The sequence below is a fragment of the Bullifex porci genome (assembly GCF_009695635.1).
In the GTDB taxonomy this organism is placed as follows: Bacteria; Spirochaetota; Spirochaetia; order Sphaerochaetales; family Sphaerochaetaceae; genus Bullifex; species Bullifex porci.
In genome coordinates this window covers 1-12,078 of record NZ_VUNN01000035.1, presented here as the reverse complement: position 1 = coordinate 12,078, position 12,078 = coordinate 1, and the positions used below count along the sequence as shown (strand labels likewise).

The 12,078-nt window shown below is 46.2% G+C and carries 12 protein-coding genes and 2 pseudogenes; 3 read left to right on the top strand and 11 right to left on the bottom strand.

Translation table 11 applies throughout. The features are described from left to right. Nucleotides 1–265: 265 nt before the first annotated feature. Complete coding sequence (locus FYJ80_RS12310) at nt 266–373, bottom strand: hypothetical protein (RefSeq protein WP_407921439.1); 108 nt, start codon at nt 371–373, stop codon at nt 266–268. Between the two features lie 320 nt (nt 374–693). Here FYJ80_RS12310 and FYJ80_RS11110 point away from each other — a divergent pair, with 320 nt between their 5' ends. Further along, the gene (locus FYJ80_RS11110) at nt 694–1,995 is read left to right on the top strand and encodes an ATP-binding protein (RefSeq protein WP_154426911.1); all 1,302 of its coding nucleotides are present in this window, start codon (nt 694–696) and stop codon (nt 1,993–1,995) included. Nucleotides 1,996–2,722: 727 nt separating this feature from the next. Here FYJ80_RS11110 and FYJ80_RS11105 read toward each other — a convergent pair. From FYJ80_RS11105 to FYJ80_RS11090, 4 genes are all read right to left on the bottom strand, one after another. After that, nucleotides 2,723–3,769, bottom strand: a complete 1,047-nt coding sequence (locus FYJ80_RS11105; RefSeq protein ID WP_154426909.1) for a Fic family protein — start codon at nt 3,767–3,769, stop codon at nt 2,723–2,725. A 41-nt stretch (nt 3,770–3,810) separates the two neighbouring features. Next, nucleotides 3,811–4,422 (bottom strand): DUF1349 domain-containing protein, encoded by a 612-nt coding sequence (locus tag FYJ80_RS11100; protein ID WP_154426907.1) that lies wholly within the window; start codon nt 4,420–4,422, stop codon nt 3,811–3,813. Nucleotides 4,423–4,511: 89 nt separating this feature from the next. After that, nucleotides 4,512–4,652, bottom strand: a complete 141-nt coding sequence (locus FYJ80_RS12305) for a hypothetical protein (RefSeq protein ID WP_407921438.1) — start codon at nt 4,650–4,652, stop codon at nt 4,512–4,514. Between the two features lie 453 nt (nt 4,653–5,105). Next, nucleotides 5,106–6,065 carry a gamma-glutamyl-gamma-aminobutyrate hydrolase family protein gene (locus tag FYJ80_RS11090; protein ID WP_154426905.1) on the bottom strand — a complete coding sequence of 320 codons (960 nt, stop codon included), beginning with the start codon at nt 6,063–6,065 and terminating at the stop codon, nt 5,106–5,108. A 617-nt stretch (nt 6,066–6,682) separates the two neighbouring features. On the opposite strand from FYJ80_RS11090, the gene FYJ80_RS11085 reads away from it, so the two are divergent. Then, a complete protein-coding gene (locus tag FYJ80_RS11085) occupies nt 6,683–7,138 on the top strand; it encodes a hypothetical protein (protein ID WP_154426903.1) in 456 nt (151 codons plus the stop codon). A 39-nt stretch (nt 7,139–7,177) separates the two neighbouring features. Continuing rightward, on the top strand, nt 7,178–8,587 hold the full coding sequence (locus FYJ80_RS11080) for a radical SAM/SPASM domain-containing protein (protein WP_154426901.1): 1,410 nt from the start codon (nt 7,178–7,180) through the stop codon (nt 8,585–8,587). Nucleotides 8,588–8,951: 364 nt separating this feature from the next. Here FYJ80_RS11080 and FYJ80_RS11075 read toward each other — a convergent pair. The 6 genes and pseudogenes from FYJ80_RS11075 to FYJ80_RS11045 form a co-directional block, all read right to left on the bottom strand. Then, nucleotides 8,952–9,314: pseudogene (locus FYJ80_RS11075) on the bottom strand (transposase); the annotation flags it as partial. Nucleotide 9,315: 1 nt separating this feature from the next. Next, a complete protein-coding gene (locus tag FYJ80_RS11070) occupies nt 9,316–9,561 on the bottom strand; it encodes a plasmid mobilization protein (RefSeq protein ID WP_456236614.1) in 246 nt (81 codons plus the stop codon). Nucleotides 9,562–10,058: 497 nt separating this feature from the next. Beyond that, nucleotides 10,059–10,271: a helix-turn-helix domain-containing protein gene (locus tag FYJ80_RS11060; RefSeq protein ID WP_002586615.1), complete on the bottom strand. Its 213-nt coding sequence runs from the start codon at nt 10,269–10,271 to the stop codon at nt 10,059–10,061. After that, nucleotides 10,264–10,686 carry a sigma-70 RNA polymerase sigma factor region 4 domain-containing protein gene (locus FYJ80_RS11055; RefSeq protein ID WP_002586616.1) on the bottom strand — a complete coding sequence of 141 codons (423 nt, stop codon included), beginning with the start codon at nt 10,684–10,686 and terminating at the stop codon, nt 10,264–10,266. Before FYJ80_RS11055 ends, FYJ80_RS11060 begins: the two co-directional genes overlap by 8 nt. Before the next feature lie 171 nt (nt 10,687–10,857). Beyond that, nucleotides 10,858–11,625 (bottom strand): class I SAM-dependent methyltransferase, encoded by a 768-nt coding sequence (locus FYJ80_RS11050; protein ID WP_002586626.1) that lies wholly within the window; start codon nt 11,623–11,625, stop codon nt 10,858–10,860. Nucleotides 11,626–11,675: 50 nt separating this feature from the next. After that, nucleotides 11,676–11,951 (bottom strand): annotated as a pseudogene (locus FYJ80_RS11045) (tetracycline resistance ribosomal protection protein Tet(W)); the annotation flags it as partial. Between the last annotated feature and the right edge of the window lie 127 nt (nt 11,952–12,078).

Genomic DNA, 12,078 nt, shown 5'->3' with positions numbered 1-12,078 from the left:
TAATAACCTTTATCATCCCGTTATGCATACGGTTTATTAGCTTCTGTAGGTATATATCTCTCTTTATTTCCATAATACCTCCAAATTGATAATTCAGGGACATTGTGCCCCTCTTTTTTAATATTATACTTTATCAAGATATAATTCTCAACTTTTTTGACAATACAAGGAATTTATGCCCTTATTTTTCAATGAGTACATATTTGATAGCAACCATTATAGTCTCCATTTAATATTTTGCCGCAACCAGCATTTTTAATGTAAATTACTGGCGCCCTTGATGTGTAATACTCATTAATATCGCCAATTCTGAAGTAGTTAACCATCCCCTTATGGTTTGGTTGTATCTCTGAATCCTGTAGTCCATGGGCATGCTCCAGCTTCTGCAGCAAAGCTCTTTCAGTTTGCCTTTGAACTTCGTAACCGACTTTTCATGGGGAATTCCCTCACCAGATTGTTTTATTATGCTCATAACACAGCGATTAAAGGGGTGTTCACATTTTCACGAGTATTCTTCTACGGTTCATTGTAAGAATCCAGAAAATAGGTTGATAAATAGACCGTTTACTGATAAAAATGCAGAAATCTGCAAAAATTTCAGTATAACGATTAATGTCTGACAAAAATATGGTATACTAATAGCGTTATTGGAAAAAGTGCGGTAATCCGCAAATATTTCAGCAGGAGATTAATATGGTATATGAACGCAAACAATACCTCGATCAATTGATAAAGAAGAAAGATAACGGACGTGTGAAAGTGATCACAGGCCTTAGAAGAAGTGGGAAGTCCTATCTCCTATTTAATTTGTTTCGTAATAACCTGATGGAGACGGGTGTAAGAGAAGACCAGATCATCGCTCTTGCCCTCGATGAAATCGATAATGCAAAATACAGAAATCCATTTGAACTGAACCAATATGTAAAGGAGCAGATCAAAGATAAAACCAAGCGCTATTATATTTTCCTGGATGAAATACAGTTTGTTTCTACTGTTCCCAACCCCTATGTGGATGCCCCGGATGCAAAGCTGACATTCATTGATGTTGTGCTTGGTCTCATGAAGATTCCAAATGCAGATGTGTATATTACGGTTAGTAATTCAAAAATGCTGTCTTCAGATATACTCACACAGTTCCGTGATCGCGGGGATGAGATTAAAGTATATCCGCTCTCGTATCAAGAGTTCTATGAACACTATGATGGAGACAAGCGCGGTGCGTGGCGTGACTACTACACTTATGGCGGTATGCCTTTGGTGTGGACATACGAAACTCATGAAGAAAGAAGTCGTTATTTGATAGACCTGTTTTCACGCACCTACATTAAAGACGTGCTGGAACGCAATAAGATTAAAAAAGATGAAGAAGCTCTGGAAATCCTCCTGAACGTTCTTGCTTCAGCTGTGGGTTCTCTCACAAATCCTACGAAGCTGTCGAATACCTTTGACACAGAGCGGCACATCAGCATTTCTCCTGGAACCATTGACAACTACATTGGGTTCTTCATGAATGCCTACCTGATTCAGAAGGCAGAACGTTATGATGTAAAAGGGAGAAAATATATCAAGACCCCTGTTAAGTATTATTTCTCTGATCCTGGATTGCGTAATGCTCGGCTTGGATTTCGACAGATTGAAGAAACCCACCTAATGGAAAATGTGCTTTACAATGATCTGATCCGAAGAGGATACGATGTCGATGTCGGCGTGGTTGAGCAGCATGCCGTGGAGCCGGATGGTAAGAAGGTTCGGAAACAGCTGGAAGTAGACTTTGTAATCAACAGAGGAGACGAACGCTGTTATATTCAATCGGCGCTCTCCATTGATGAACCGGATAAAAAAGCACAGGAAATCGCGTCCTTAATCCGCATTCCGGATTCTTTCCGAAAGATTGTAGTGGTAAAGGACTATATGAAACCATGGCGGGATGAAAATGGTATTCAGTATGTAGGAGTGGAGCAGTTCCTACTGGATGAAGATTTTCTATCTCACTAACCACTAAAGAAAGCAGATCTCGTGTACACCAGCGGGGTTTTCTTATTCACTGAACTGGCACTTGTATGCAGCAATGCATAAGGTGCTTTTTTCATGCTCTGAAATTCTGCTAATGAAAGTGCGGTTGTCTGCAAAAATTTTAGCACTACCGCTTTCTGAATCAAGCAAACTCTCGAAATTCTTGCGGAATTCCGCATTTTTCTCGAGAGATAAAAACAAGATGTACTTCCTTAGTTCCCGAAGAAATCAGGTTCTTACATCATTTATCCTAAGATAATAGCAAAAGCAGAACCAAATCCTACTCCTACTTCTTGGTAGTTTTATGTGGAAGATAGGAGTTTATATTCATGGAGCAATTTTGCATTCATTTTCACGAAAAGAAATAGAATGACCTGCAACATCGCATTGACAGCACTAGATTCCCTAAACCGTTCATGCGTGAAGATTGGGACTTGGGCGTGGATGACAGATACTTGTCCTTACTCTTATCCTATTGGCGATATGACTGATCGCGCAAAGAAGCAGAGCTGTATCGCTACCCGCAGTTCACCTGCCATGGCACGAAAAAACGCCATGGGTTCCTATATATATACGGTTTTCCCAGCCACTTTTTGACATCAACAATTTACTCATTTTGAAATAATTCTCAAGATCTAGAAATTGCAATAAAACGGCTATTTTTCATACACGGGAACATATCCTTGATACTAAAATAGCCTATTTATTCTTATTTCAATCTGACATAGAATGTAGCTTTGCCGGTGCCTTCCCTTCGAAGTTCTCCTTCTGCTACAAGCTTACGAAGTGACCCTTCAATTGAACTTACACTAAGAGCCGGGCATAATTCACGGATATCCTGCTTGTTGAATTTCCCGATTTTATTCTGTATGGCTTTACGAACCATCTCGATTGCCGGAAGTTTCTCTTCAACAATTTCAAATCGGTCTTCAAAATCTTTGTAGGCTGCAAGAATAGTTCCAAGGAGATATTTGATAAAAGGAACTGCAACCTCTTCTCCTTCATGCCATCCATCCTGGGAATGAACTAAAGCCTCATAATACAAATCTTTATTCTTTGCAATTTTAGCTTCGAGCGAAATGTATTTACCTACATAAAAACCACTGCGATAAAGTAGCAGGGTTGTAAGCAATCTACTCATTCTGCCGTTACCGTCATTGAAAGGGTGGATACACAAAAAGTCATGGATAAAAATCGGAATAGCAAGTAATGGCTCCACCTCATAATTTCCAATCACCCTGTTGTACTCTTCACAAATTCTATCAAGTGCCTCTGGAGTCTCAAATGGAGCCAACGGAGTAAACAAAACCTCTGTATGTCCATCCGGGTATGTGGCACTAATATAGTTCTGCACATTCTTGGTTCGCCCTGCGAGTGGGTTATTTATATGGCTACACAGAATTTTATGCAACTGCAAAATATAATTCTGTGTAATAGGAATCGCATCAAAACTCTCATGAATGATATTTAATACATCACGATACCCTGCGATTTCCTCTTCGTCTCTATTTCGAGGTGTGGTCTTCTCTTCCACCAACTGTTTAATTCTTGTATTGGTGGTTACAATTCCTTCAATCGCATTTGATGCCTCAGTACTCTGAATCTTTGCAATCTCCACAAGTTTTTCAAGTTCATCTGGTCTTTGCTTAAGATATAATTCCTGCTTACCTGCGAACTTGTATATTGCTGCTACGAGACCAAGAATTTCTGAATCCCATTTTTCTTCTTTTATTTTTGAATAGTTAAATGTTCTCATTTTCTTACTCCCCCCACCTCTCACACAGCCACGCTGTCTTACTAGATCTCCTCATCTGGAGCCTGACCATCATGAGCCAGCCACTTGCATTCTGTTATTTCCATATTTGTAAATATAGCCTTAAAGGATGACTCCTCCGGGCTACAAGCATAAATTCCAAACTGAATTTCATCAGTGGCTTTATACATATGGCAGATTCTCATCTGCTTATACTTAACACCATCCTCGGAGCACTCAATACAATAATCATCTTCTCTTCTACTAAATCTATACCACATGGATTTGATACTCGAGTCAATTTCAGTTGTTGCCCAGTCAGAGAAACCATTATTTGTTGCCACACTTCCAAGATGCTGAAAGTCCTCATTTTCATATTCGATAGAGCCCTTAAGCCAGTTATCACTGTCCAAGTACATAACTACGCCACACTGGTCAAAACGAACCTTGCTTTCAAATTCCGTCTTCACTGCAAATGAAAAAAACTTCTCATCAGTAGTTATCTGCAACACAGGGGCATTATCATTCCTAAAATGATAGTATGTGCGCTGCCATAAATCAGTATGCGGATTTGTTATTATTTCAATTCTATCATCGTCAATAGAAAAATCTTTAGGCGCTCTTGTCCACTTCCATTGTTTTTTATCTATCTTCATAAGTTTGCCCGTACTCCTTGTCTTTTTTCCCTTAAAATATAGCAATTATTAAGGGAAAGTAAATATGGCAAGAGATTTTTCCATTAAAGCTACACCATTTTTACGGTATAAAGCTTCTTCTTGTTGAGGACCTCCAGGAATTTGGGGGCAACCGTTTTGCAGTACCGGTTCATTCTTCCGTGGTCCAATTCCAGGGCTTCGGCAATCAGGCTCTCGTGGCTTGCCATGATGTTGGCCAGGTTTCGGAGGGTCTGCGGGGTGTGGCCCTTTGCTCCAATATGAATATGGACGATAAAATCTTTCTACTGTATAAATCAATAATTGCAGTAAAATAAACCATACGACCTTCAAGCTTGATATAAGTGATGTCAGTATCCCAAGGCACTGAGCAACCTCAAAGCATTTCTGACCGGAACCTACCACTGCAGATGTAAGCAGCTCCAGAGCTACCTGGACGAATTGCTTCCGCTTCAACCGCAGACGCGCCCCAGACCAGCTCTTCTCCAGGCTGGCACGGGAGGTTGCTGACTAAAGCCGAGAAGCACAAAAACTTATGCGGTCTGAATGGAATTTCCAACATATGAAATGAGATAAACTGCTTTTGGGGCTACACCGGCATAAGTATTTAACCTCCTTATCTAATGGCAATCACATATTCCCTCCGGTGTGCTTATATATGATGCTTACATATCCGTGAGCCTGCCTATTTCCCGGAAAATCACGGCAGCGGTATCAGCATCGATAAAGCTGTCACTGTTGTCAGCACCTTCCAGGTGCTTCACATAAGCAGCTTCAGGGTGAAACTGGAAGCCGATGACGAAAGCCTTGTCTCGGCGTTCGATTATCTCAACAGTCTTCAGGCCATTTACTTCCGTGTAGCCTGCCAGCAGAAGTGGCTTGTCCTCAAGCCCCGTCAGTGCCTGATGGTGCCAGGAAGGGATGTTTTCAAGGGTATCAAGGCCATACATTTCCTTAACCTTTGAGCCTTCGGTAAGGATGACATCATGAGGTGCATAGTCCCTGTATGCATCGGAGGATGCTTTCTCATTCCTGTGCTCATAGTCATAAGGCACACCATTGTCTTCAAAGTATACAGGAAGATCCTGAATGATCTCCGCTCCTGATACCACACCAAGCATCTGCGATCCCCTGCAGAAGCCAATGACAGGAATGTCATTGTCGATACAGTACGTCATCAGAAGGTAATCAGAGACATCCCTTGTCGCATTGTAATCTTTTTCAGCCTCAATACCGTGCCAAGGCTCAGGGGAAGCAAGGAGTGTAGGTGCGATGTCCTCACCTCCTGTGAAGATGACTGCTCTGTAATCACGTGCATGCATCACTTCATCTATGTTCGAGTTGTGGTAGAGTTCACTCTTCACTTTCTCGGCATAGACCGGAAGCAGGATGTCATTTTCATCAATACAGAATGAAGCAACACTGTTTCCCTCGTAAGGTACGGAATAGTCCACCACCTGATCCACCATCGCATAAGGTATTCCAAGATCCTCCAGCGTCCTGGTTATATTGGTGAAGAACTCTGAATCCGCATCACTTCTCCATGCAATACCGATCACGCCTTCAGCATCGCTACTTCTTCCCGTGATACAGGAAGTGAAGAAGAACACAGCGATAAACAACATTATAGGATTATCTTTCTCTTACTCTTCATATTTTTCTCCTCTTACAGCCGAATCTTACCCGCAAATCAGCGCTGAAGTCCATATTTCAGCATATCCATTTTTTTGGTATACTCCTTTCCTACTTTATTGTGCTACACTACTTCTTTTGCAGTTGCCAATCACCATTTCCGGCGCAGCAACACAACGCACCGACTTCTCCAGAAGTTTCCCGGTGGTATCCTCTCCGAAAATCCAAGGACCCTCCTCAGATGCAAGTGACCTCCAATAGAAAGACTCAGATTCATGCCAGGCACTTAATCCATGCTGTAGCATCTTCTTGTCAAAAGTAGTTTTTATGACCCCATTGGCTGATTGTGGATTCAGGGATGCTGAGGCGTTTCCCGATTCCGCGAATGCTAAGTCCGGACCTGACAGCAGCAACTACGTTTCTCTTTGTGCATCAGTATAGTGTGCATAGGTTTTTCTCATGCACTGATTCTGCGGATTGTTTCGTCATTTTGGATATGGATCACGAAAATACGCTTACAACACATCCATTTGCCTGATATAATGGAATCAATGGATATACGGTTTGACCGTCATGTCCATAAGTAATTTTACCTTATGGAGGTATCACGATGAACGAACAGAAACAGAAACAGAAACAGGAACAGCTGCAAAAGGTATTGCAGGAACATCCGGAGCTAAACGACAGGCTGAAAGCGATTACCGCTGACAACCAGACCGAAATGATAGAGAAGATGATCGAGCTTCTGAAGGAATACGGCGTCGAGCTGACCGAAGCCGATCTCCAGATTCCGCAGGGGGAACTGGATGACGACGAGCTGAATGCCGTGACGGGCGGCGGTGGATGCGGCTGTTCTGTCGCGGGCTACGGTGCCGGCGACGGCCTGAAGTGCGTCTGCTTCCTTGGCGGCACCGGAAGCCTGAGGGAAAGGAAAAAGGCCACGACCTTCCTGCCCAGGCATTCGGCGCTGGGCCTGCTGGCAGAAGACCTTTTGGAAAACAACTGGAACAAGGGCGGCTGCGTCTGTGTGGCGGCGGGAGCGGGTGCGACCAACCTGGGCAGTTGAGCGCATCAGCGGCACCCGGACGCCGGAAAAGGAGGAACTATGGGCTGCTTCTATCGTTTGAACGAGCGGTTCTGTCTGCGGGGCTATGAAAAGCTGCCGTATGCGCTGTTGCGCCGCCCGGAGAACCGGACCGTCTTTTTGGACAGGACGACCTTCTGGGCTCTGTCGCTCTGCGATGGGTGTACGGATTGTTCCCTGCCGCTTTACCCGGAAAAGGTGCGGGCGCTGTTCCCTGAATTGGAACGGCAGGGCATCATCCGGCCCTGCGGTTACGGCGAAGAGCTGACCCCAGACCAGCGGTACCGCAGATTCCCGAACCGCTATATCGAATCGGTCCACTGGTCCATCACCGGCCGATGCAACTATCGCTGCCGTCATTGCTACATGTCGGCCCCGGAGGCCAAACTCGGGGAGCTGCCCCACGAGACCATTCTGGATATTCTGCGTCAACTGGACGAATGCGGTGTGACAAAAGTCTCCCTGACCGGCGGGGAACCGCTGGTGCGCAGCGACTTTGAGGACATCGTGCGGGAGCTGACCGAGCGCAGGATGGTCATCACACAGATCTATTCCAACGGAAGCCTTGTGAATGACCGCCTGCTGGATATGCTGGAACGATACGGCCAGCGGCCGGAGTTCAACATGAGCTACGACGGCGACGAGGGCATGCACGACTGGCTGCGAGGCATCCCCAACGCAGGAGAGAGCGTGTTGCGCGCGTTTGACCTGTGCTACGCGCGGGGTTTTCCCACCGGCAGTGAGCTGTGTCTGCATCAGAAAAACAAGCACCTGCTCCGCCGGAGCCTGAACACATTGGCCGCCCACCATGTCAGGAACTGCAAGGTCAATCCCGTCAGCGAGACCGAGCTTTGGCTCCGCACGACCGGAGAAAACGCCAGCATCGGGACGCAGGAGCTGTTTGATCTGTATCTGGAATATCTGCCGCATTATTTTGAGGATGGCGCTCCTCTGGACCTGATGCTGGGCGCGCTCTTCTGGGGTCAGAAGGGCACCGGGCGATACAGCATCCCCTTTGAGAAACACCCCGAGGGGATGGACTGTGCCCGCATGACGGTATGCGGGCATGCGCGCAGCCAGCTCTATCTCTCCCCCGAAGGGCGGATGCTGCCCTGCATGTCCTTGTCCTCGTTCGATGCTGTCCAGCGGGAATATCCGCTGGTCACGGAGACAGGGCTGCAAAAAGGCCTTTCGGACAGCGCCTATCTGCGGCTGATCGACACCCGACTGGAGGATCTTTTCCGACAGAATCCCCAGTGCGGGGCCTGTGCGTTCCGCACGCGCTGCGGGGCGGGCTGCCGTGCCTGCGCGCTGGACCTGACCGGCAGCTCTGATCTTATGGCCTGCGACCCGGCGGCCTGCCTGTATTTTAAGGGCGGCTATGCGGAAAAACTCCGCGCGGTTCCGGCAGACGTGGGGACACATTCCTGAAAAGCACAAAAAAGCAGTCGGCAGAACGTCCGACTGCTTTTTTGCGTTTGTAAGGGGCCTGTGTCGATCGGCCGGAGGGGAGAGGACATCGGGAGCAAAGCGATTTTTCAAGGCTTTTGGTGTTTCCTGTGAGGTTTGCTTGACGGCTCCGGGTCGGGGATCTCGAAGATGTAACGTTCCGTGGCGTTGATAACAGTCGTTTCGCCGCGCTGGCAGCCCCGGGGCAGGGACCACGTCATAGCTCAGATGGATATGCCCGTGGATGAACCAGCGGGGCCGGTATTCGTCCAGGATACGATTGAAGCACTGGTGTCAGAGTCAGTTGAAAAGGGAAAAGGGAGTGCGGACATTTTCTTAGACTAAATTATAATGCTAGACCAAGTTCAGTTCTATACTCCTTTGGACTTTTATTGTTTAAACCTATCTTTATTCTTTCATTCCTGAACCAGTTGAGATACCTATCAATAAAGTACATGAAATCATCAAGAGTCCATCCTTTCCAGTCTCTTCCGTAGAAGACTTCATTCTTTATCCTTCCAAAGAATCCTTCACATGCTGAGTTGTCAGGAGAGCATCCCTTTTTTGACATAGATCTGGTAAGGCCTCTGCTTTCCATCCTGGATATCCAGCCATCCCACCTGTAGTGTCCTCCTCTATCTGAGTGGACGATAGGCTTCTCCCAAGGCTTTAGTGTCTTTATAGCCTTGTCAAGCATTGTGTTTGCAAGGTCAGAGGTTGCCGCCGATCCTGCCGTACTCGGCTGTCAGCTTCCCGACAGCGGAAAGCAACTCGTCATTGACCGACGACACATGGACAACCGGGCGTATGGTCGCCCGCCGTATCGCCTGCCGGAGAAATTCGGACTGGCTGATACCATAGGGCGCAAGCCGCGCTGTGAAGTCGGCATACTCATCTTCGGACAGCCGGGTTTTCACAACGCGGCTGCGGTGGGGCGTGTTGTATTTCTTTCGCATGGTGTGACCTCCTTTCTCGCCCGTAAGGGCGCATGAGCAGGGTTTGGGGAAGGCACTCCCCAACAAGTTTCCCGCGAGGGGCAAAACTGCAGAATTGCGGATTTTGGCACCGTGGTAGAAACTTGCTCTCCGTGACTGCAAACTTTCTCTCACTTCCGTCCGCCACTTTTTTGGAAAACTGCAACCACAAAAGTTTGTTTCTCTTTTTCTGCTACTACTAATCCTGTAAAGGGCATTCCTGCCCGCTTTCGCTAAAATGACACCGGACGCAGTGGTTTCTACCCGGTGTTGGAGAAATCCTTTCTCTTTGCCCTCTACTACGGGTAAATGCTCCAAATGCCAAACACCAGGGCAGAAAAATTCCCTCCTCGCTTACTACTACAACCGGCAGGGGGCAAAATGGCCGGGAGCGGAGCCGGACAACAAAAAAAGCAGTAAATCTTTTTCAAGACTTACTGCTTTCGCTGGCCGCGTCGGTGGCGGCTGGTATTCAGTTTTTATGACTTGTCCGGTGGTTCGTCAAGCCGGAACTTGAATTGACAGTCAATTAACCGCTGCTTTACATAGTCCTCCACCTCGGCGTTGACCTGCCCGTTCACTTTTGAGAAATAGCGGATATATCCGGCGTAGTGGAGCAGGACAGCGTTCACGGCTTCTGGGTCGCCCTCACGGGCTTTGAGGATTGTTTCATAGGGGAGAAGTCTACTCATACCGGCTCACCCCCATTTCTTCGCGTAGCCGCTGCAAGGCAAGCTGGATATGCCGCCCCGCTGTGCTGCGTGACCGGCCAATACACGCGCCGATCACGCGCTGCGGCTGGCGCAGAAAGTAATAGCGCAGGATTTCTTCCCGCGTCTGCTCCGGCAAAACAGAGATCGCGTCGGCAAGGGCGGCGTTGCAGAGCAGGACGGTCTGACCGCAGACGGTAAATGGGTATTCCTCGTCCGGCTCCGACGCGGCAAACTGGACAAACTTCTCGTTCATCAGATAGTCAAGGGAAACTTGCCGTTCCCATTGCCGTTTAAGCTTCAAAATCTTGTCCAAGGCGGCACAGCGGATAACAGTCTTGCAAAAGGCGTTGTACCTGCGCTGGATATATTCTTGATAGGCTATCTGGTCGGTCATGGAAATTCCCCTTTCTGAATAATAGTGCGGGGCGGTGGCACTTCTTGCTGTCGCCCCTTGATTGCCTACCAGCAAAGGCGGGCGGGGCTGTCAACGGCTGCGCATATGCGCCGTTCATCTTGACCGTTGACTGGCTCGGCTGGGTTTGCTATTTACCCGACAAACTTGAATTTATTTTAAGCTATCACGTTTTACCTTCTTAAGCCTTACTATCATTACCATAGGAATTTCTTTGTTGGTTTTAAAACATTCTTCATAAAATCCATCAATGACAAATCCAGCTCTAAAACAAAGGTTAAAAATATCTTGTATGGAACGATGATAATAAATCTGCTCTTTCGGTTGCCCTTCAATCGCTATATCATAGTAACTGTGCGGTGTCATATATTTTTCAGTCAACGTGACAAAACAAGGGTGTTGCGTTGCAAAGACAAAAATTCCGCTTTCCTGCAACAGTTCATAAACAGCCATAAGAAGTGGTTCAATATCCGTAATATCCATAATTGCCATATTAGAAACTGCTTTCGTAAAGGCTCGATTTCTTTTTAATTCTAATATACTTTTTCTATCGGTCGCATCCGCCACACAAAATTCAATTTGTTTTGCATATTGTGATTGCCGTCTTTTAGCCAATTCTATCATTTTTTTGCTGTAATCAAAAGCGACAACCGAAGCGCCTCTTTGTGCAAGATACGAAGAATAATTTCCATTGCCACACGCAATATCCAAAATGTAATCCGCAGGATTAGGAGATAGAAGTTCCGTTACTTTGGGACGCACTACCTCTCTGTGAAATTCATTAGATTCGTCACCCATTGCATTATCCCAAAATTGTGCGTTCTCCTCCCAGATTTTTTTACTTTCCTCTGTTCCCATGTTCTCTCCCACTCCCCAAATTTGCTTTTTTGCTTCCATTAAATCTTCCTTACTATATTCCATTGTTACCCTCCATAACTTCTGATTGTTGCCGTCTTGACGATTATGTATCTTTACATTACCTTCTGAAACATATGGCGCACCTTGTCCAGGCGGCTGTTTGGACGGCGGGGCTGGATGACCGGCTGACCGACAGCGGCCTGATATCCTTTCAGCTCTGTAAGGCATACGCTCCGCCCGTTGGTGTAAAAGGCCAGATCAGTACGGTATGCCTGTATACAGCGGGCGGGAATCTCGCCAGTAAAGACAACTTCATCCTTTTTTACCTGGGCCGTTTCGATGGTGGCACAGTATTTCGGTGCATCATGATAAGCCCTGGAAAGGTATTCTATAGATAGCTATTTTATATATAGATAATCTAGTCAAAATAATCAAAATAAATGAAGATAGATAACCAACAATAAGACTAAGAACTAGTCAAAATATTTGAAAATGAAAGAGTAAAAAATATGAGAG